Origin of the sequence: Cryobacterium zhongshanensis, assembly GCF_022760445.1 — a bacterium.
Taxonomy (GTDB): Bacteria; Actinomycetota; Actinomycetes; order Actinomycetales; family Microbacteriaceae; genus Cryobacterium; species Cryobacterium algoricola.
On sequence record NZ_JALGAR010000002.1, the window covers coordinates 445,339 to 467,298 of the forward strand.

Consider the following 21,960-nt stretch of genomic DNA (forward strand, 5'->3'; position numbering starts at 1 on the left):
CGCAGTCTTCTCGCAAGTTGCTATTGCGCTCCTCGTATTGAGCATGAGCCTGATTTTTGGCGGTATCTGGGCCCTCAGAAGGCGTGCGAAGCGCGTTGGGGACCATGACTACCTTGGGCCGTCGTCTCCCGCAGCGGTGGGGCGGCACGACCGACGGAACTCTAGAAATGTTGGCGTGCTGATTGTCCTCAGCTGGCTATTTGGCTTCCTTACGAACCTTTTCAAAGTGCTTCAAGACGGGCGAGTCGATCGAATTGTTGTCTCCAATGACGCGGCTGCAACTGGCGTCGTTCGTGTCTTTATTTATTCGTTTCTGATTGCTGTCATCGTCCTAGCCGCGATCATTATTGTGGACAACGTATCGGCGGCGACCCCATCAACCAAGCTTTGGATGCTTGGTGTGGCCCTTCTTCCGTTCGTTGTTATCCTCTTTTCCGATCTTGCCAACGGTGAAAAGCCGGCGTCAGACGTAGCGGTCTATCCTCTCGTGGTCTTTGCGTTGTGGCGTGCTCGTGTTGCGTTCCGAACTCTGCGAGTACTCGGATGGATTACCGTCGTCTCGGCGCTCGTGAGCATCGGAATGGGGTTCGTCTTGCCTTCGATTGGCACGACTCTTCCACCGATCATTGGCGATAAGGTCTACTGGCCAACATTGCTGGCCGGGCCGTATAGTCATCCAAATGTGCTCGGATTGGCGCTGTCGATGGGTTTGCCGTTTGTGTTTCTCATACACAATCGATTTGCTCTGATCGTCGGAATCTTGAGCACGCTCTTCGCTGTCGGCTGGAGCGGAAATAGGTGTTCGATGCTGGCCGCCGCCATTGCAATCCTGGTATTCATGCTAGTTCGATGGCGACCGGAAACACGCCTCCGTCCGCTGGCAATCCTGGCCGTTGGGGCGTATTTGACCTGCGTGATTCCGGTGATGACCACCGACACAGCCGACTACAGCCTTCGAGGACAGATCTGGATTGAGAGCCTTAAGTCATGGCGAGACTCTCCGGTTTTCGGCCATGGCAGTGGTTTCTACTTCATGATTGGTCAGTATTCAAACAGCTTTGGTCCGACTGCATTCAACGGTCACAATGCATTTGTTCACCTACTAGCCACGGGCGGATTACTTCTGCTTGCTGCTGTTGTGCTCTTTATGGTCACCGTCTATCGAAGCGGGCGGAACCTGCCGGTAATGTATCGAGCCGTAACGATGTCATTTTCGATCATGTTGGTGTACAACGCTTGGTTGCAGAACACCATCACGTTTACTGGTCTTTCGGAGATTGGCTACATCGGATGGCTGCCAATGGCCCTAATCTTGTTCGCATCAGCGAAGCCATCAGCGCTGGCTCGAGAGGCCTTGGTTGACACAGAGGTGGGCGAAGCCGAGGAAATCCCCACCAAGCGGCCATTTCTCCCTGTCGTCGGGCGCTCCGAAATTGAGTCTGTCGTTTGATTTAGATCGTTTGATCTGGGGACCAGCGACACTAGGCGGAAGTCGTAAGCTCGTACGTACGGGATGCCGCCGGTCGCCTGTTAACGCCAGCTGAAAACAGGGCCAGAAACGCCAACTGAAAATTGGGCCACCAACCATTATGGAAGGTGATCAAATTGGATGATTGGGCAGAGATTCGCCACCTGCATTCGACGGGGAAGCATTCGAAGCGGGAGATAGCTCGGCTGATCGGAGTGTCCCGGGGAACGGTGGATCGGGCGCTGGCGGAGGATCGGTCGCCGACGTATCAGCGTGAGCCGACGGGGTCGAGTTTCGACGCGTTCGCCGGCCAGGTGCGGGTGTTGCTCGCGGCGACGCCCACGATGCCGGCCGCGACCGCCGCTGAGCGGGTGGGCTGGTCGGGGTCTCCGTCGCTGTTCCGGGCCAAGATCGCCGAGCTCCGGCCGGAGTATGCGGTGCCTGATCCCGAGGATCGGCTCGTGCACCCGCCTGGGTTCCAGGTCCAGTGTGATCTCTGGTTCCCGCACGAAGACCTACCGCTGGGCCATGACCAGGCTGCTGCACCGCCAGTATTGGTGATGACGTCGACGTTCTCCGGATTCATCCAGGCGCGCATGTTGCCCTCTCGGACGACGCCGGATCTGCTCGGCGGGATGTGGTCGTTGCTGCAGGAGGCCGAGGCCGTTCCGGCCCGGCTGACCTGGGACAACGAGATCGGCATCGGGCGCGGGAAACTCACCGAGCCGGCCGCTGAGTTCGCCGGTACTCTCGGCACCCAGATCAAGCTGCTCAAGGCCCGCGATCCTGAGTCCAAGGGCATGGTCGAGCGGATGAGTCGCTTCTTCCGGAGCCGCTTCATGTCGGGGCGCGCTTTCACCTCTCCCGACGACTTCAATCAGCAGTTGGCCGGGTGGCTGCCCCTCGCGAACAACCGTCTCTCCCGGTCGCGGCGAGGGCGACCGGGCGATCTGGTCCGCATCGACCGGGCGGCGATGCGCGGACTGCCGCCGATGGCGCCGGAGGTGATGTTCCGTAACAGCGTCCGGCTCCCACGGGATTACTACGTTCGCGCTTTCAGCAACGACTACTCCGTCGACCCGACCATGATCGGCCGGGTTGTTGACGTTGCAGCGAGCCTCGAGCGCGTGACCGTACACCACGACGGGGTCCTCATCGCCAGCCACCGCCGGAAATGGGCCCGGCAACTGACCGTCACCGACCCGACGCATGTCCTCCGCGCGGCCGAGCTGCGCGCCCAGTTCCAAGCCCAACGCACGCGCCGGCCCACGGTCACTGCCGTCGTCGAGATGGCCTCGCTGGCCCGCTACGACGAGCTCTTCAGTGTTGACATCGACGCCGCGCCGACCGTGTTGGCGGTCGCGTCATGACCGGGTCGGAAGCGGCGTCGCAGATCGAGTACTACGCTCGCGCGTTGCGGGCGCCACGGATCAGTGAAGCCTTCCGGCGCCTAGGCGACCACGCCCGCGACGCGGGCTGGCCCCATGAGGAATACCTCGCCGCAGTTCTCTCCAAAGAGGTCTCCGAACGCGAGGCCTCCGGGGCGGCGCTCCGCATCAAGGCCGCCCGGTTCCCCGGTCACAAGACCCTCGAGGACTTCAACTTCGACCACCAACCCTCCGCAGACCGGAACCTGATCGCGTACCTGGGCACGAGCGTGTTCCTCACCGAAGCGAAGAACATCGTCCTCCTCGGACCTCCCGGGACCGGGAAGACGCACCTCGCCGTCGGGATCGGGATCAAGGCCGCCAAAGCCGGCCACCGGGTCCTCTTCGACACTGCGACGGGCTGGGTGACTCGACTCCAAGAAGCCCACTCACGGGGCAAACTCGCCTCCGAACTCATCAGGCTGCGCCGTTACAGCCTGCTCATCGTCGACGAGGTCGGTTACATCCCCTTCGACCAGGACGCCGCGAACCTGTTCTTCCAGCTCGTGTCTTCCCGCTACGAACACGCCTCACTGATCATGACGAGCAACCTGCCCTTCACCCGATGGGGCGACGTGTTCGGCGACCTCACCATCGCCTCCGCGATGATCGACCGCATCGTTCACCACGCCGACGTGATCAGTCTCAAAGGCAACAGTTACCGGCTCAAGCAACACCAACCCGCCGCGACTACGGCACACTAGAACCACACGAGAGTGGCCCTGTTTTCAGTTGGCAGAAGTGGCCCTGTTTTCAGTCGGCGTTAACATCGCCTTACCTTTGCGGGTTGTAGAGCGCTTCGAGTTGGTCGACGACAGCGCTGATGCTGAAATACTCGTCTACGGCACGACGACCATTCGCAATCAAGTCTCGCGCCAGTTCCCCCTCAGAGAGAATCTTCGAAACGGCTTCGGAAAGCTCTTTGGGTGATCCGTCTGTGACCAGAGCGGCGCCTCGAGATTGGAGTTCTGGTGCGATACCGCAATCGTTGCCGATGACAACGGGTGTACCTACGGAAAGTGCCTCGAGCACAGTCATCGGAAAGACTTCTCCTCTGCTCGGTAGCACGTAGACGCTCGATTGGCCCAGTCGTGCTGCACCTGCTCCAGGGGGGATGGCTCCTTCGTAACTCAACCTACTGTCCAGTTTGTGCTCGGCAATGAACTTCGACAGTTCGGCGAGATCGCCCTCGTCTGGTCCGACTATGGAAAAGTGCGCGCTGGAGCCAAGGCCAATCATCAACCTTGCCATTTCTGCGAAAGCCATCACGCGCTTGCGAGGGTGCAGCCTCGCAAGGAAGAGGACGTCGTTCGACAAATTCGAGATTGGCGATGGCGTATTGGGTCCCAAGGCGGCGATCCCGTTCGTGATGCCCGCCAGCTTCGCTTGTCCCCCCGATACAGTAAACACACCCTGTTGTTCGCGTTGTGTGAGGTACAGGACGGCAGAAGCACGGTGCAGCACTCTGCGAATCGCGACCGCATCAAGGACCCGTGCTTGCAGGCGCGAGTCGGGCATCACCATGCCGTGAGTCTGCAGGATGACTCTTCTGGATCTTCTGAGTGCCGCCAAGGCTACGGGGACTGTGATGAGATCGCGCGAGAGATGTATATGAACGACATCGTAGGTAGTCAATGACCTTCGCACGTGTGATTGAAGTGCTGGGGAGACCAAGCCGCTGAATCCCGAGGGAAGTACCCGCCGTGTTGGAAAAAGGCGGACCGTTACTCCGGGAATGGCCAATTCCGCGATGCCGTCCCAGCCAGCGATTATGTCTACGCTATGTCCGCGACGGGCTAGTTCCTTAGCCTGTCCAATCGCAACCGTAAGTGGCCCGCCGAAGGCTCCATCATCGGAAACGTATGTGACTATATGGGCAATCTTCACGATGCTTTTAATCCTTGACTGAGGGAAATGGAAACCGAATGCCGACGACACTTCCAGATGGGCCGCTCACGATTGCATTGGGTGGGACGGAGCCGGATACGACGGACTGCGGCTTGACCAAGGCCGATCGGCCGATATGAGCGCCGCCAAGAATGATGCATCGAGATGTTACCCAAACGCCTGGTTCAATGTGGATCGGTCTAGTGATTAGTGACATGTCTTGTCGGTGGGCGTGGCTGCCTGTAGTCAAAAACGTCTCTTGAGATATCGATACATCATTGCCAATGAAGATCTGGTCCTGATTGTGAAACCAGACGCCTTCGCCGATCCAAGAATCTGCTCCGATATGCAAGTTCCAAGGGAACTTCACTCGTGTTCTGGGCCTGAAGATGACTCCAGGACCGATTTCGGCGCCAAAGGCTCGCAGGATCCGAGTGCGAAGACCGGAACTGATCTGCCACGGATTTGTGACAAAGAGCAACTCGGTGGCGGCCCATAGGTAGATGACAAGCTTGGGTCGGTTCCAGGCTTCTCTCTCCCCTGGAGCTGCAGCGAGACTAATTACAGGAATTTCAGCCGGATTCATATCGTCGGACGGACTATTGGGCATCTTGTCCTCGTTGTGCTTCGCGGATGGTGATCCCTCCGCGTGGCTTTAGGGTTTGGGTCAACACCGCAATCATAGAGCTCGCATTTGTGCGCAATGATCCTTGGAATAAACGCCGGTGGTGCGATCTGTGGAAGCTCCTGTCGTCGACGTAATCGCGTCACGAGAATGAAATCATGCTGTAACCCGAGAGGGGGGTGTTCCGAAATGACGCGGCACTATGGTGATTATGGGGTTCCGGAGTAACGCTTCCGGCACGGCGGATGAAGTTCTATCGGACTGTTCGTCTCCTCTTGCGCAGATATCCGAAAGTAGAAAGAAGATCTTCGTTGACCAAGCAGTCTCCATTGAATGTGCTCGTCATCGGTCTGAACTTTTTTCCTGAAGTCACCGGGATCGCACCCTATACAAGCGGGCTTGTCCGAGGGCTTGTTGACCGTGGTTTCAATGTCGATGTTCTGACGGCGCACCCCCACTATCCGGAATGGAAAGTTCATGCCGGCTATGGGGGACGTAAGAGAATCGATTTCCAAGACGGAATCCAGATCACCCGGTTGCCGCATTACGTCCCCGCCAAGCCCGAGGGCTTCAGACGTTTGGCTTCTGAATTGTCGTTTGGATCGCGAGTACTGCTTGCGCACTGGGGAAGGCCAGATGTGATCGTGATGGTTTCGCCGGCGCTCTTTTCGACCGCCATGGCGATGTTCAGGGCGCGGATGAGCCGTCGCAAACCCCCCATTAGCCTCTGGATCCAGGACCTCTACAGCTTGGGAATGACGGAAACAGGGACTGGCTCTGGTGCAGTTGCTCGTCTTGTTACCTGGGTTGAAAAGGTGACGATAGGAGCAGCATCGGGTGTCGTAGTAATCCATTCCAGATTCGCTCACTACTTGACTGAGAAGTTCGGTATTGATCCTCAGCAGATAGAGGTAATCGGCAACTGGACCCATCTCAAGCAGACCCCGCCCTTCGACGTCGCCGCAATTCGGGCTAGGCACGGCTGGGAGCCCGACGAGACCATCGTCCTTCACGCTGGAAACATGGGCGTTAAGCAAGCTCTTGGAAATGTTGTGAAAGCTGCACGACTGGCTGAAGAACAAGAACTCCCGGTTCGATTCGTCCTATTGGGGAATGGTAGCCAGCGTGAGTCGCTGGTTGCTGAAGGGCAAGGAATTTCACGACTGCAATTCATTGATTCTCTCGACGACTCAGGTTTCCAGGCGGCACTCGCCTCCGCAGATGTTCTGCTAGTCAACGAGAAGCTCGGCGTTTCCGAGATGGCTGTGCCGAGCAAACTCACTTCCTATTTCAATGCCGTTCGGCCCGTGATCGCCGCGACCGACGGCCAAGGCGTGACTGCTGGTGAGATCGGGGCATCGGGAGGCGGGGTCGTTGTCGACGCCGAGGACCCACAGGCCCTGGTTAACGCCTCAATCGCGTTTCGAGACGACCCGGTCTGGGCTGCTTCGCTTGCCGCAAGCGGGATGCGCTACCGCACAGATGTACTGGGACAAGAAGTTGCCATTGATCGATTTGCTCAATGGCTCAGGGGCCTGGCGTTGGAGCCTGACCGTATAAATGGTCTGACGCATTCGCAAGGCAAAGATGGAGGAAATTCATGACAAAGCGCGCTCTCATCACTGGAATTACCGGTCAGGATGGTTCGTACCTTGCCGAGCTCTTGCTCTCGAAGGGCTACGAGGTGCACGGGCTAATTCGACGTGCTTCGACGTTCAATACGGCCCGAATTGATCACCTGTATGTTGACCCGCACGACCCCGAGGCCAAGTTGTTTCTTCACTATGGCGATCTCAGTGACGGCAGCCGCCTTGTAACTCTGCTCGCCGAGATTCAGCCGCACGAGGTCTACAACCTTGCTGCGCAATCGCATGTTCGCGTGTCCTTCGACGAGCCCGAGCACACCGGTGACACGACGGGTATGGGCACCATTCGCCTGCTCGAGGCCGTACGCATGTCTGGTATTGAGACACGCTTCTACCAGGCGTCAAGCTCGGAGATGTTTGGGGCTACTCCGCCACCTCAGAATGAGGAGACCCCGTTCTACCCCCGCTCGCCGTACGGCGCAGCCAAGGTTTACAGCTACTGGATCACTAAGAATTACCGCGAGGCATACGACATGTTTGCCGTGAATGGAATTCTCTTTAACCACGAATCTCCGCGCCGTGGCGAGACTTTTGTTACTCGAAAGATCACACGCGCCGTCGCAGCCATCAAGGCGGGCAGACAGGATCATGTCTACCTCGGCAACCTCGATTCGATCCGTGACTGGGGCTACGCCGCAGAATATGTAGAGGGCATGTGGCGCATGCTGCAGGTTGACCAGCCCGATGACTTCGTCCTTGCCACCGGCGGAAACTTCACGGTGCGGGACTTCGTGGAGACCTCGTTTAGTCACGCCGGCCTCAAATGGGAAGATCACGTGCGCTTCGACGAGCGATACTTGCGCCCCACCGAGGTGGACGCTCTCGTTGGCGACGCCTCCAAGGCTGAGGCCAAGCTTGGCTGGAAGGCCACGGTCGACACCGCCGAACTCGCCCGCATCATGGTGGACGCCGACATCGTCGCGCTCGAGCATGAGGGTGGCCACTGGATCGATGAGGTCAAACTCGCGAGTTGGGGTACGAAGTAGTCATGGCGGACGACCGCGACCACGTCAAATTCGTGCCTGGAGTCCTGGACCGCTCAAGTCGGTTTTACGTCGCAGGTCATCGCGGCTTGGTCGGATCCGCGATCTGGCGCCGACTAGAGTCGGAGGGATTCACCGATCTGATCGGTCGGACCTCTGCTGAGCTGGATCTCAAGGACCGAGATGCCGTCTTCGCATTCTTTGAGGAAGCGAAGCCGCGTTACGTAGTATTGGCGGCCGCGAAGGTGGGCGGGATCCTGGCGAACAGCACGTTCCCGGTCGACTTCTTGAGCGACAACTTGCGGATACAGGTGAACGTGCTCGACGCAGCCCTAAAGTGTGGCGTCGAACGCCTCTTGTTTCTGGGATCGTCCTGCATCTATCCACGGCTCGCCCCGCAACCAATACGAGAGGACACCCTTCTCACGGGGCACCTCGAACCGACAAACGACGCCTATGCGATCGCAAAAATCGCAGGGATCCTGCAGATTCAGGCCGTTCGGCGCCAATACGGGTTGTCGTGGATCTCCGCGATGCCGACAAACCTGTATGGTCCCGGCGACAACTTCTCGCCGAAGGGGTCGCACGTCCTTCCGGCGCTCATACGCCGATACGACGAGGCGGCGCAGTCTGGCGCCGCCACCGTTACTAACTGGGGGACGGGCACTCCACGCCGCGAGTTCCTGCACGTCGACGACATGGCTGCAGCGTGTTTGCACCTGATGGAGCACTACGACGGTCCCGAGCAGGTCAACGTAGGCACCGGGTCTGACGTGACCATTCGTGAAATTGCGGAGACAATCGCGCGGGTCGTGGGATTCACCGGAGAGACTCTCTGGGACTCAGAGAAGCCCGACGGCACGCCCCAGAAACTCCTCGACGTCTCCAAGCTCGCAGACGCAGGCTGGACAGCCCAAATTGGGCTGGAAGAAGGACTGGTGTCAACGGTGCAATGGTATCGGGACCATGTCTCCTCTATTCGGCAGTAGGGGCGCTGAGGGAAAAAGGTGCGCACGCCCGCGAGGCGTGCGCTCGTTTTTGAGCCGCTCAGGTGTATGCAATGGAACGAAATGTTCACCGAATAGAAACACACGAACTGGAAACGGGCTGTGAATGTCCCCTAAAGTAGGGGGTAGCCTCACTCGAGGTCAGCCAGTGTCGGCGAAAAAATCACTTGAGCCACAGCAGGGATAACACCATGGCAAAAAAGACCCTCGCGGTGATTGCACTCGCAGTCTTCGCCGTTTTCGCAGTACCGGCCGCAGCTAACGCTGCAGGCTACGTCCCGGCAGCAAACGTTGCCGTTTCCGACAGCACCCCGGTTCCGGGCCAGGCTGTGACCGTCTCGTTCGACGGTGCGTCCTTCACGCCCAGTGAGAGCGTCTCCTTCGCCGTAACCGGTTCGGGCCTCGCCACTCTCTCCATCGTGAAGTCCGGAACGGCGACACTCGTCAAGTCGGCCACCAGCACCGGTGCGGCCAGCGTTTCGGTGACGCTTCCCACGGATGCGACCGGTTCCTACACCACCACCGCTACCGGACTGACGTCCGGCACCGTCGGCACAGCGACACTCACCGTTGTAGCTGCTGATAACGGTGCCACCGGTCAGACCCTCGCCAGCACGGGCTACAACACCCCGGTTCTTCTGATCTGGGCCGCAGCCGGCGCGCTCCTCCTCGGTGTCGCCCTCGTGGTTGTGCTCAGCTTCGTTCGCCGTCGCCGCCTGGCCGCGTAGCGTTTATTCAAGAGGCAACTTCTCCCGACACTGTGTGAAGTTGATCGCCCCGAAGTGAGACCTCGAGAAAGGCCTCGGACATCGTCCGGGGCCTTTCTTAACGCCGGAGGCAGGTCTGCTGCCATTCCTCACCCCGAGGTGAGTTCGAGTCTCGGTCCCGTCGCCGTTAAGCTTTTTGTATGGAGTTAGACGTATGAAGATTTCTGTCATTGGTTGTGGGTACCTGGGAGCCGTTCACGCGGCCGCGATGGTCGAGCTCGGGCACGAGGTTGTCGGCATCGACGTCGACGCGAAGAAGATCGCCCAGCTTGCCCTTGGCCTTCCCCCTTTCTTCGAACCCGGACTTCCGGAAATCCTGACCTCAGCCATGGCAACGGGGCGCCTTCGGTTCAGCACGGACATCTCGGAGGTCGCCGGCTCCCGGGTGCACTTCGTCGCCGTCGGTACCCCGCAGAAGCCGGGTAGTTACGCCGCGGACCTCACCTATGTGGATGCCGCCGTGCAGGCTCTGCTGCCGCACCTGGGCGAGGGCGACCTCGTTGTGGGCAAGAGCACGGTCCCGGTCGGGACCGCTACCCGTCTCGCGGGCATCATCGCGGCATCCGGCACCGGTGCGACTCTGGCGTGGAACCCCGAGTTCCTGCGTGAGGGCTTCGCGGTGAAGGACACCATCAGTCCCGACCGACTCGTCTACGGCGTTGCCGCTGGCGAGCCCGGCGAGCACGCAACCGCCCTCCTCAATGAGATCTACGCTGTTGCACTCGCGGCCGACACGCCCCTCGTGATCACGGATTTCGCGACTGCCGAGCTTGTCAAGGTTGCCGCGAACGCGTTCCTCGCCACCAAGATCAGCTTCATCAATGCCATGGCGGAAATCGCCGAGGTTACCGGAGCGGATGTCACCCAGCTGGCGGACGCCATCGGCTATGACAACCGCATCGGCCGCCGTTTTCTGGGCGCCGGCGTCGGCTTCGGCGGCGGTTGCCTCCCGAAGGATATTCGTGCGTTCACGGCCCGCGCAGAAGAACTCGGACGCGGTGACTCCGTGGCGTTCCTTAAGGAAGTCGACGCGATCAACCTGCGTCGCCGCCAGCGCGCCATCAACCTCACCGTTTCGGCTCTCGGCGGGAGCGTCTACAACGCGAAGGTGGCCGTGCTCGGTCTCAGCTTCAAGCCGCACTCCGATGACGTGCGTGACTCGCCTGCGCTTGACGTCGCCGTGCAGTTGCACGGTCTGGGCGCCAACGTGGTTGCAACCGACCCCCAGGGCATCGAGAACTCGCGAGCTCGGCACCCGCAGTTGACTTATTCCACCGACCTCGAGGAAACCCTTCGCGAGGCCGACGCCGTGGTCCTCGTGACCGAGTGGCCGGAATTCCGGCATCTTGACCCCGCGTGGGTCGGCGGTCTCGTCAAGAATAAGATCGTTATTGACGGGCGCAATTCATTCGATGCCGCCACTTGGCGTGCCGCCGGATGGACCTACTACGGCCTCGGCCGTCCGTAACGTCATCGGCGTCGGGTCCCGCAGTCTCTAGTAAGGAACACAGCACAGACATGACTACTCTTCCCCGACTGGTCGCCTTCGACCTTGACGACACCCTTGCGGCTTCCAAGTCACCGATCGATCCGCGGATGGCGGCGATCATGGTGCGTCTGCTCGGCGTCGTCGAGGTGTGCGTGATCTCCGGCGGCCAGATCGGCCAGTTCCACATGCAGTTGATCGATAACCTCACCGATGTCGACGACGCGACGCTCGCGCGTCTGCACCTCATGCCCACCTGCGGTACTCAGTATTACCTGCACCGCGATGGCGGCTGGACACAGATCTACGCCGAGTACCTGACCGAGGACCAGAAGTCCCGCGCTCTGGCCGCAGTCGAGGCCGAGGCTCGCAAGCTCGGGTATTGGGAGAGCGACACCTGGGGTCCGATCCTCGAAGACCGTGGCTCGCAGATCACCTTCTCGGCTCTGGGCCAGGCCGCTCCGGTGGCCGCGAAGGTCGCCTGGGATCCGACCGGCCTGAAGAAGAACACCCTCCGCGAAACCGTGCAGGAGCTGCTGCCTGACCTGGAGGTGCGATCCGGTGGGTCGACCTCCGTGGACATCACCCGTCAGGGCATCGATAAGGCCTACGGCATGAAGAAGCTCGCCGAACTCACCGGTGTTCCCCTTGACGACATGCTGTTCGTGGGCGACCGGCTCGATGAGAACGGCAACGACTACCCAGTGCTCGCGCTTGGGGTCGAGTGCTTCGCGGTCGAGGGCTGGGAAGACACCGCCGCATTCCTGGAGACACTGATCCCGAAGTTCGCCGCCGCATCCGTCTGAGCCTGCTCAGCAGGGCGCCAGATTCTGCACGTTGGTGCCCAGGCTGGCGAGGCCACCAAGAATCGTGACGTGACTCGACCTGAGGGTCGAATGACGGTCGACCTTCCCTCTCGACCTAAAGAATGGCGTACGTCAGGAGTTCGTGGACGACGGCGGCGGAGACGGAGTTCGGGCCGCCGAGGACGACGATGCGGGTGGGCTTGAGGCGGGCGAGTTCATTCCTGATTTCGTTCGTGATTCGGTCGCCCGGAACCAGTAGCACCGGCGCGCTGGTCTTGCCTGCGACGGGTGCTGCGGAGAGGGCATCGGGAAACGAGAACCCGTTGGCGATGTAGACCGTGGCCGCGCCGGTCGGGAATGCGGCTTTGGACACGGCCGCGGAGGTGCCGAATCGGTCGGCTCCGGAGATGCGGGTGATGGGGCCGGCGGTGTATTGAGTGAGCAGGGTCCTGACGTTGTCGGAGACGGAGTTCTCGCCGCCGAGCACGACGATACTGGCGGGTTTGAGGCGGCTCAGTTCCGTTGCGATCTCGGCTGGGATACCGTCGGCCGGGACGAGGAGCACCGGCGCGGAGTCTCGAGCGGCGACCGGTGCAGCGGAGAGGGCGTCGGGGAAATTGAACCCGTTGGCGATGTAGACGACCGGCACGCCGGGGGTGAACGCCGCTAAGGAAATTGCGGCCGACGTGGCAAACCGGTCGGCGCCCTCAGATCGGGTCACGGTCCCGGCAGTGAAGGCCTGCAACCCGGTTGCGACGGCTTCGGAGATGGAGCTCACGCCACCGAAAACGACGATGCGTTGGGGTTTCAGGCGCAGGAGTTCGGTTTGCACGGATTGCGGGATCGCGCCGGCCCTGACAAGGAGAACAGGGGCCTTGTCCTTTCCGGCGACGGGCGCGGCGGAGAGGGCGTCAGGAAAATTGGCGCCGCTTGCGATGTAGGCGACGCTGACTCCAGGTTCGAAATTCTGCGACGAGATCACGGATGACGTCGCAAAACGATCATCACCCGCAAGCCGGCTGATCGGCCCCGTATCACTGACCTCTGCGTCGATGTGGGCAAGGGTCGCCGAAATGCCCACGGTGATGGGTGTCGCTGAGGCGAGGTCATAGACGTTGTTGTAGTACTCCGGGATGAGGCTCGAAGCCGTGCCGTAGAGATCGAAGCTCACTTTGTAGGTGCCGGCTGTGAGCGACTCGAGCGAGTAGCGTCCATTCACGTCTGTGTTCTTCATCGTGAGTATTTCACCGGTGCTGGCCGCGAACACGCCGACCGGGACATCCTGTGCTGCGGACACGACGCCGCCCACGTTCTGGGTGACCGTGCCCGTAATGTAGCTGGTTGGCTCCAGATAGGAATCGGTGCCGGAGACCACGGTCTGGGGGCCCAGGACGAGTGGAGTCGCTGAGACCGCAGCGGTGCCGCCTCCATACCATTTGCTCACGACACTCGGGTCGTTGTCGTCGCGGAACTTCAGGGTATAACTCCCCGCGTGAAGCTTGTTAAGCGTGTAGCGGCCCTCGGAATCAGTCATAGCGGAGACAGACCAGCTCGGGTACGTCGATGACGCCGTGGTCACCCTGACGTTAGGCGCCGGCATCGCTGTACCAGCCGTGTTCTTCGTCACGGTTCCGGTGATCGCTGCGCCGGGAACCAGGACCGCGTTGATCGCCGAAACGGTGGATCCGGCGCCGATAGCAACCGGCGTTGCCGCTGTGAAGGTGGCGACATTCGGGTAGTACTGGGTCATCAGGTTGGCGTAGCGTGCGCTGAATGAAACCGTGTAACTGCCCGGGGAGATCGCCGAGAGCGAATAGTGACCGTCCGTACCTGTCTGCGCACTGAAGGAGTGTGGTCCCGACAGCAGGGTGACGGTGATATTCGGTGCAGCGGACTCCGTGCCGTCGATGCTCTGCATCACGGTGCCGTTGATCGAACCCGTGTTGGGGGTGGCCGGGACAGCGTTGGCCGGAGTGGCCGTACCGAGAGGTCCGAGCGCAAGGTAGATGGCAACGATGAGCGCGATCACGATGCCGCGGTGCCTCACTGCGGTGCCGCCCGAAACTGGTGCCGACAGAACGCTGGCCACTTCTCGTCTCAGCACGATGCCAGGTTCTCCACGTTGGCACTCAAACTGGCGAGGCCACCAAGAATCGTGACGTGACTCGACCTGAGGGAGTGCATGTCGTGAATGGTCTGCGCCGGGACGCAGTTTCCCGGCGTCAGAAACAGTGGGGAACGCGAGAGACCAGCCAACGGCACCCCCGCGAGGGCATCGGCGAACCCGGTTCCGTTCGCGAGGAAGGCCGTTCCACTGGAGTCGGAGGGCATGCCGGCAAAGAACAGGTTGTTCACCTGCCGGTTGGTGTCGTAGCGGTCCACCCCGCTGGGATGGAGCATCACCTGGCCCCAGCGGTCGAAGGACCCCAGCTGGGCGACAATCTTCGGTCGGATGGCATCGGGGCCGCCGACGACGATGACGTCACGAATCGCAAACTGAAAGCTCGTGAAATAGTCCAAGGTGTCTTGGTCGAGGAAAGGCAGGGAACCATCAACGAGCAGCACGGGCGCCTGAAACTTGGCTGCGGCAGGACCGATCGAGAGCGCGTCGGGAAAGTTGCGTCCGCTCGCGACGAAAATTCGGCCGCCTTCGATGTCGGGACCGAATGCGTCTGTGATGACCTTTCGGGAAGTCTCATAGCGGTCCCGCCCCCCGATGCGCACGACGTTCGGGTTCAGCCCCTGCAGGCGGCTGAACACTGCCTGAGAAACGGAAGCCTCCCCGCCGACCAGGACGACGCGTTGGGGACGGAGTCGAGTGATCTCTGCAGCGACGACATCGGGGACTCGGTCGGGCGGAACCAACAGAAGCGCTCCTCCACGATGAGCCGCCGCGGGGCCCGCACTCAATGCATCAGGCCAGTTGTAGCCGTTTGCAATGTAGACGACGGGCACGCCGGGCGCGAATCCCGACCGTGAGATGGCTACGGCCGTTTCGAGTCGATCCGGCCCGGAGAGACGAGACACCGCGGTCGTCCACGCGGGAAGTGTTCCATCGACGCCGGTCGTCGTCTGGCCTGTTTTCACCGGAACGAGCACGCTGCCGGCCGCCTGCGTGCCCCCGCCGTAGAACCGGTCGGCGAAGACGGGCAGACTGTTCAGCTGGGAGAACTCCACGGCATACGACCCGGCCGGAAGTCCGCTCACCGTGAAGGCGCCGGTCGGATCGGCACCGCCGTTGCTCACGACAGCGTACGAATTCGAGACCGGGTCGAACAGGTAGGCCGTGGCGATGACCTGGGAGAGCGCGCCATAGTCCGACGGGGCCGGGCCATTGATATGCCCAGAGAGCGAGCCGCCGTAGTTCATGGTCACGTCGACCCCGGTGACGGGAGTGCTGGAAGCGAAAACAGTCGTGCTTTCCTGCTGGTAAGACGTGTTCCCGAACCAGGTCTGAGCGTAGACGGTGTCGTTCGAGGTCACTGTCGAGACCGTCGCCACAATGCGATACGTGCCCGGCGGCACCTGGAGGGTGTACGCCGCGACACCCCGCCAAGTATCGACGGCGACGCCGGTGAGGGTATATGCGGTCACCGTGACGGAGTTGAAACCTGGAATCGGTCCTCCCTGAGGCGGCGGCGAAGGGTTGGTCCTGATCGTGCCACTGATCGAGGTTGCGGTCGCTGCGTGGGCGGGCTCGCTGACGGCAAAGCCGGAGAGCAGCGAGACCATCAGGGCGCACGCCAGCAGGGCGGCGATCCGCCCGCGTGGTGCCAACCGGATGCCTGCAGCCCGGAATGCGCGCATGTTTTCCCCCTGACATCGCTGCTCTCTCGAGGTGTGGAGGGTGAAATCACCAGGATGCAGCGATTCGTATCCTATGGTGGTGCGCCGCGCGCCGCTGTCCCCCAAAGGGAGCGCGTGCTATCGGCCGTGTGCGGTACGCGCGCGCGAGATCGGACGCTGCGGGATCCCGATCAAGATCGGGGAGAGGGGGGTCCGCGCGAGAACCAGAGCCGCGGCCCAGGGCGCGAGAAGTGCCACCAGGAACGTAATCGTCAGTCCGAACGGTGGAACCGTCGATCCGAACGGGGGAGTGCGCATCAGCCAGAGTACGGCGCTGTGGGTGAGGACCACCATGAGACTCACCTGAGCCAGTTGGGTGAGGCCGGCCTGGATGCGCTGCGAGAGCTTGGGCACGAGGACTTCGGCCAAGAGCAGCAATGCGATGCTGATTGCGATTGCGGTAGCCACGGACAGGACAGGGGTCCCGAAGTCGGCGGCCTTGAGGTCGACGAGGGAGGAGAACCCGGTGGCGATCAGGATCGCACAGACGACGAGTAAGACGACGCCCGTGATGACCGGTCTCGAGAAACGATCCCGGGAACGGCGAAACACGATGCCGGCCATGACGAAGACGAGGCAGGCCAGACCCGTTCCGATGGCCTCCGGGATCGCGGCGAGTGCGCCGTGGGTGGAATACGCGACGGTCAAAAGAACGACAGCAGACGCCCACGGCAGCCAGCGGGGACCACGCTCCAGGATTCTGAGGGCGACGGCAACGACGAAAAGCGCCGTTACGAACCAGAACGCAGAAAATGGCTTCCCCACGTAGTGCCCTCCCAAGAGGATCGGCTGGAGTGCCCTGAGATCCAGCCCCTGCGGCTGCCCGGCCAGCCCGAGTGCGAGCGCGAGAAGTGTGATGAGCGCAAGCCACGCAGCGTAGGGGAGAAGCAGGGTTCGCGCCCTGTTCTTCGCCTCTGCGCCGGGGGTTCTCACCCGAGCTCGCCAGAGATAGCCGGTCAGGAAGAAGAAGATCGGCACGTGCCAGGAGTAGATGCTTGCGCGTACGAGCGGGATGTCCCAGGTATGGCCCGCCACGATGGCGATCGTGCCGACGACACGGAGTGCGTCGATTGCTGCGGATCGGGACGTCACAATTCTCATAGGACTCTAACGTGAGGCTAGCGGCGGAGTCCTGCAGCCCGGATGGGGAGCTTCAGGATCAGGTCGGGATTGTTGACCATGAGCTGTGCGAAGATCTGGGTGAAGTATAGCGGTCGCATGTGCCGAATCGACAGACGCTGAATGCTCGCGAGAGACACAGAAGTGGGGACCGCTTGCGCGGTCCCCACTTGTGTGTTCGAGGGGTGGTGCTAGGGGGTGACGATGTAGCCGGCTAGTTCCTTTTCGACGCTGTCGGAGACTGAGTTCGGTCCGCCGAGGACGACGATTCGGGTCGGCTTGAGGCGGACGAGTTCGTCCTTGATGTCGTTCGTGATCCAGTCCGCGGGGACGAGCAACACCGGGGCGCTCTTCTTGCCCGCGACGGGAGCGGCCGAGAGGGCGTCGGGGAAGTTGTACCCGTTGGTGATATAGACCGTGGATGCGCCGTCCGGGAAGGCGGCATGGGACACGGCCGCGGAGGTGGCGAATCGGTCGGCTCCGGCTAGCCGGGTGACCGTGCCGCCGGTGTACTGGGCCATCTGGGTCTTGACGTCTTCCGAGACTGAAGTGGCGCTGCCGAGGACGACGATGCGGCCGGGGTTGAGGCGGTCCAGTTCGGTGGCGATTTCGCTCGGGACCCAGTCAGTGGGTACGAGGAGCACGGGTGCCGAGTCCTTTCCGGCGGCTGGTGCTGCCGACAGGGCGTCGGGGAAGTTGTACCCGTTGGCGATGTAGACGACGGGCACGCCGGGAGTGAACGCGGTCTGGGAGATCGCGGCGGATGTGCCGAACCGGTCGGCGCCGAAGGTGCGTGTGACTGTTCCTCCCGTGTACGTCTTCAACGACTCGGCGACGGCATCCGAGACGGAGCTGGCGCTGCCGAGGACGACGATGCTTTTGGGCTTGAGCCGGAGGAGTTCCGTTTGCACGGCCGGGGGTATTGTTTCGGGCAGGACCAGGAGAACAGGGGACTTGTCTTTTCCGGCGACCGGGGCTGCGGAGAGCGCGTCGGGGAAGTTGGCTCCGCTGGCGATGTAGACGACGTCGACCCCGGGGTCGAAGTTGTTGGCTGAGATCGCCGACGAGGTGGCGAAACGATCCTCACCCGCCAGACGATCCGGCTTCGGGAGCGCGGTGGATGACAGCTCCGCGTCAATACCCGTCACGTTCTGCACCGAGCCGACCGTGATGGGTTTTGCGGCCGCGAGGTCGGACACGTTGTCGTAGAACTCGGGGACAAGGTCCGAGGGGCGCCCGGTGCCGGACACATACCCACTGAATCCGACCTTGTATGTCCCGGCCATGAGGGATCCGAGGGTGTACTTGCCCGTGGCGTCCGCGGTCGATTCTGTTACGAACCGTCCGCTTGTGGCGGAGTAGATGGACGCTCGGAGTGAAGTATCTGCCGAAACCGTGCCGGAAGCTTTCTGGGTCAATGTTCCGCTGAGGCTACTTGCCTTTTCGAGATTCTCATCGATACCGGAAACCGTTGCTTTGTCGCGCACCACAACGGGTGTGGCGGAGTCGAAGTCAGAGGCATTGCGGTACCACTTTCCAGACACAACGGTGGTGTCGAATGAGTTGAAGACCACCTTGTAGCTCCCCGCGCGCAAGCCCGGAACGCTGTAACGGCCGGAGGCATCCGTCGATCCATAGGTGACAGACTCCTCGTTGTCAGCGGCGACCACCCTGACGTAGCCGGAGGCCGATGGGACCGTACCGTTGCTGCCGGCCTTGGTGACCGTGCCCGTGATGGTCCCTCCTGCGTCGAGAGCCGCATTTATCCCCGATACCGTGGCTGCGACACCGACGGTAACGGGCTTCGCGGCCTGCCTGGTAGCGGCGTTGTCGAAGTACTCAGCAACCAGGCCGGAATTCTGCCCGTCAGTGAACTGGACGGTGTAGCTGGCGGCGTTGAGCGCTGATACGGAATAGTGCCCCGTGTCATCGGTCATCGCGTAGCCGTAGAGGTTGCCGTCCGAGGAGGAAGCGAACACGCTGATACCCGCGGCGGGAGACACAGTGCCGCCCACGTTCTTGGTTACGGTTCCTGTGATCGCGCTGCCCTTTTCGAGGCTCGCATCGATATTGGCGACAGTTTGCTGGGCGCTGAGGGAGATCGGCGTTGCGGTCTCGAAGTTGCTGGCGTTGTTGTACCACTCCGATGCCGTATCCGATGACGCGCCGTTGAAATTGAGTTTGTAACTGCCCGACGGAAGCCCGACGAGCGAGTAGTGGCCGTCGGCGTTCGTGGTGGTGCTCCCGAGCCAGTCTCCAGCGGCCGATGAGGATGCGGTGACGTTCACATTCGCCAACGGCGTTGCCGTACCCGAATCGTTCCGTGTGACCGTGCCGCTGATCGTCGCTCCGGTCTTCATTACTGCGTCGATGCCAGACACCGAGGCCGCGACACCCACGGGGACGGGCGTCGAGGTGGTCTGGTCGGCCGCGTTGTCGTAGTACTGCGTCACGAGGTCCGAGGCACTTGGCCCGGTGAATTTCACGCTGTAGCTGCCGGCCGGGAGGGTCGAGATGGAATAGTGGCCGGAGGCATCCGTGGTCGTGCTGTTGCCGAACCCGGTCGTGGCTGTGGACACCATCACATTCACATCCGCTGCGGGAGACACGATTCCGCCGACGTTCTTCGTGACGGTTCCTGAAATGGAACCCCCCTTGTCGAGGCTCGCGTCGATGCCGGAAACGATTGCGGCGTCGCCGACGACGACAGCGGTCGCGGATGCGAAGTCCGTTGCGTCCTTGTACCACTCCGAGAGAGAGGCGCTGGAATAGCCGTCGAAGTGGAGCTTGTAGCTGCCCGCTCGCAGTCCGGCAAGAGCGTAGTGCCCGGTGGAATCAGTGCTGACGGTCGCCACGAATTGGTAATCAGAGCTGTATGCGGTGACAGAGGTACGCGCAAGCGGGGTCGCTGTTCCCCCATCGTTCCGGGTCAGGGTGCCGCTGATCGTGCCACCCTTTTGGAGCTCGGCGTTGATGCCGGGTACTGTCGCGCCGACACCCACCTGCACGAGCTTTGCCGCACTCTGGCTGGAAGCGTTGTCGTAGTACTCGGGGATGAAGCTGGAGGTGTCGCCGAGGCTGAAACTAATGGCGTATGCACCCGCGGCAAGCGCCTGAATCGTGTAGTGCCCGTCAGCGTCCGTCCGTCTGCCGTAGAAGGTGCCCGCAGTCCCGTTCGTTGGGTAGGCAAAAACGGTGACATCCGCAGCGGGCGAAATCGTGCCGCCGACGTTCTGAGTCACTGTCCCGCTGATCGTGCTGCCTTTTTCGAGATTCGCGTTGATCGAAGTCACCGTGGAGTGCTCTGCGACGACGATCGCGGTCGCCGCGGAGGAGCTCACCGCGTCCTTGTACCATTCTGAAACGGCGTTCGTGGATTCGCCGTCGAAGAACAACTTGTATGTTCCCCCGGGAAGGCTGTCGAGCGTGTACGCTCCGTCAGCATCCGTTTGAACATTGTTCACCCAGGTGTTGTCCGCAGAGTATGCAGTCACGTTGACCTGGGCGGCCGCGATCTGCTTGCCTCCGTCATTCTGGGTCACGGTTCCGCTGATCGCCGCTCCGGTCTGCATCAGCGCGTCAATGCTGGACATGGTGGCGCCTGTTCCGATAACCACGGGATTTGCTGTGCTGGCCGTGGCCGCGTTCTGGTAGTACTGGGTGAGCAGGTTGGAACCCAAATTGCCGTTGAACGCCACCGTGTAGCTGCCGGAGCCCAGCCCGGCGATCGTGTAGTGGCCGTCCGCGTCGGTGCTGGCCTGGTTCATGTAGTTGCCCGTTGCCGATCGAACCGAGACTCTGACGTCCGGGGCGGCTGAGACAACGTTGCCGACGTTCCGAGTCACCGTTCCGGTGATCGTGCTGCCAGGTTCGAGATTGGCGTCAATGCCGGCGACGGTCGTTTGTGATGCAACGACGACGACCTTCGCCGAACTGATGTCGGCCGCGTTGTCGTACCATTCGGTTATGCCGTTGGCGTTGCTGCCCTCGAATTCGAGCTTGTAGCTCCCCGCGCGCATCCCGAGGAGGGCGTAGTGTCCCTCGCTATCGGTCCTGCTGTTGCCGACGGACGACGAACCGTCCGCAGTGTAGGCGAACACGCTGATGTCGGCGGCCGGGGCATGAGACGTGCCGATCGTGACGGTGCCGGTGATGGAGGCGCCCAATTCGAGGACGGCGTCGATGCCCGCTATCGCGGCGCCTGCGCCGACGACGATCGAGGTTGATGACGCCGAGTCGGGGGCATTGTCGTAATACTCGGCCACAAACCTGGCGTCCGACGAGGTGAAGCTAACGGTGTAGCTGCCGGCTGGTAAGAAACCAAGCGAATAGTGACCGTCGGCATCGACCGGAGCGTAGGTGCTCATCCCGTCACTTGGCGAATTCGTGTAGACGTACCCGCCGGCGTTAGGGCTTTCGACGCCGTCGCTGATCCGGGTCACGGTTCCACTGATCGATCCGGTCCTCGGATCGGCGGTTGTGGCGGCAGGGGCTGCGCTGGCGGGTGCACCCCCCGCGAGTGTTCCCAGTGCGAGCACCGCTGTGGTGATCAGGGCAGTGAAGACGCTGCGCTCTCTGATTCGCCGAAAAATGTTCCCCATGACAACCTTCGCGTTTCCAACGCGCCGAACTGCAGAATTCTGCGTGCGTGCGCGCGGAGGTTGCCCCCCGGTTTGAGCCTATCGGCGGCACGACGGCGGAATCCTGGGTTCAGGCATCTGGGCGCCCCCAGAACTGGTGCCGGAAAAATGAGCGGCACCCTCTCGGGCAGAGAAGTGGAAGTCCTGCAGCCCGGCCGGGGAGCTTCAGGATCAGGTCGGGATTGTCAACCATGAGCTGTGCGACGATTGAAGCGGCGGACGCTGGATGCTCTGGAGAGACACAGAAGTGGGG

At 61.5% G+C, this 21,960-nt stretch carries 14 protein-coding genes; 9 read left to right on the forward strand and 5 right to left on the reverse strand.

Features of this window, described 5'->3' with window-relative positions; genetic code table 11:
- Positions 1 to 175: 175 nt before the first annotated feature.
- The 3 genes from MQH31_RS10510 (at position 176) to istB (ending at position 3,599) form a co-directional block, all read left to right on the forward strand.
- Positions 176 to 1,450, forward strand: coding sequence for an O-antigen ligase family protein (locus MQH31_RS10510; RefSeq protein WP_243011995.1), 1,275 nt, complete (start codon positions 176 to 178; stop codon positions 1,448 to 1,450).
- 122 nt (positions 1,451 to 1,572) lie between these two features.
- A complete protein-coding gene (locus MQH31_RS10515; protein WP_243011996.1) occupies positions 1,573 to 2,838 on the forward strand; it encodes a Mu transposase domain-containing protein in 1,266 nt (421 codons plus the stop codon).
- A complete protein-coding gene (gene istB, locus MQH31_RS10520) occupies positions 2,835 to 3,599 on the forward strand; it encodes an IS21-like element helper ATPase IstB (RefSeq protein WP_243011997.1) in 765 nt (254 codons plus the stop codon). The genes MQH31_RS10515 and istB overlap by 4 nt, the downstream gene beginning before the upstream one ends.
- 70 nt (positions 3,600 to 3,669) lie before the next feature.
- Here the strand turns inward: istB and MQH31_RS10525 are convergent, their stop codons facing one another.
- Complete coding sequence (locus MQH31_RS10525; protein WP_308196443.1) at positions 3,670 to 4,833, reverse strand: glycosyltransferase; 1,164 nt, start codon at positions 4,831 to 4,833, stop codon at positions 3,670 to 3,672.
- Positions 4,834 to 5,718: 885 nt separating this feature from the next.
- Here MQH31_RS10525 and MQH31_RS10530 point away from each other — a divergent pair.
- From MQH31_RS10530 to MQH31_RS10555, 6 genes are all read left to right on the forward strand, one after another.
- Positions 5,719 to 7,011 carry a glycosyltransferase gene (locus MQH31_RS10530; protein WP_243011999.1) on the forward strand — a complete coding sequence of 431 codons (1,293 nt, stop codon included), beginning with the start codon at positions 5,719 to 5,721 and terminating at the stop codon, positions 7,009 to 7,011.
- A complete protein-coding gene (gmd, locus tag MQH31_RS10535; protein WP_243012000.1) occupies positions 7,008 to 8,039 on the forward strand; it encodes a GDP-mannose 4,6-dehydratase in 1,032 nt (343 codons plus the stop codon). Before MQH31_RS10530 ends, gmd begins: the two co-directional genes overlap by 4 nt.
- Positions 8,040 to 8,041: 2 nt before the next feature.
- Entirely contained in the window at positions 8,042 to 9,025 is a 984-nt protein-coding gene (locus tag MQH31_RS10540; RefSeq protein WP_243012001.1) for a GDP-L-fucose synthase family protein, read from the forward strand.
- Positions 9,026 to 9,234: 209 nt separating this feature from the next.
- Positions 9,235 to 9,771 (forward strand): sortase, encoded by a 537-nt coding sequence (locus MQH31_RS10545; protein ID WP_243012002.1) that lies wholly within the window; start codon positions 9,235 to 9,237, stop codon positions 9,769 to 9,771.
- Positions 9,772 to 9,964: 193 nt separating this feature from the next.
- Positions 9,965 to 11,278, forward strand: a complete 1,314-nt coding sequence (locus MQH31_RS10550; protein ID WP_243012003.1) for a UDP-glucose dehydrogenase family protein — start codon at positions 9,965 to 9,967, stop codon at positions 11,276 to 11,278.
- 50 nt (positions 11,279 to 11,328) lie between these two features.
- Positions 11,329 to 12,102: an HAD-IIB family hydrolase gene (locus MQH31_RS10555; RefSeq protein WP_243012004.1), complete on the forward strand. Its 774-nt coding sequence runs from the start codon at positions 11,329 to 11,331 to the stop codon at positions 12,100 to 12,102.
- Positions 12,103 to 12,217: 115 nt separating this feature from the next.
- Here the strand turns inward: MQH31_RS10555 and MQH31_RS10560 are convergent, their stop codons facing one another.
- From MQH31_RS10560 to MQH31_RS10575, 4 genes are all read right to left on the reverse strand, one after another.
- The gene (locus MQH31_RS10560; protein WP_243012005.1) at positions 12,218 to 14,206 is read right to left on the reverse strand and encodes a cell wall-binding repeat-containing protein; all 1,989 of its coding nucleotides are present in this window, start codon (positions 14,204 to 14,206) and stop codon (positions 12,218 to 12,220) included.
- Positions 14,200 to 15,909, reverse strand: coding sequence for a cell wall-binding repeat-containing protein (locus MQH31_RS10565; protein WP_243012006.1), 1,710 nt, complete (start codon positions 15,907 to 15,909; stop codon positions 14,200 to 14,202). The genes MQH31_RS10560 and MQH31_RS10565 overlap by 7 nt, the downstream gene beginning before the upstream one ends.
- Before the next feature lie 117 nt (positions 15,910 to 16,026).
- Complete coding sequence (locus MQH31_RS10570; protein WP_243012007.1) at positions 16,027 to 17,049, reverse strand: acyltransferase family protein; 1,023 nt, start codon at positions 17,047 to 17,049, stop codon at positions 16,027 to 16,029.
- A 209-nt stretch (positions 17,050 to 17,258) separates the two neighbouring features.
- Positions 17,259 to 21,509, reverse strand: a complete 4,251-nt coding sequence (locus MQH31_RS10575; protein WP_243012008.1) for a carboxypeptidase regulatory-like domain-containing protein — start codon at positions 21,507 to 21,509, stop codon at positions 17,259 to 17,261.
- Positions 21,510 to 21,960: the final 451 nt, after the last annotated feature.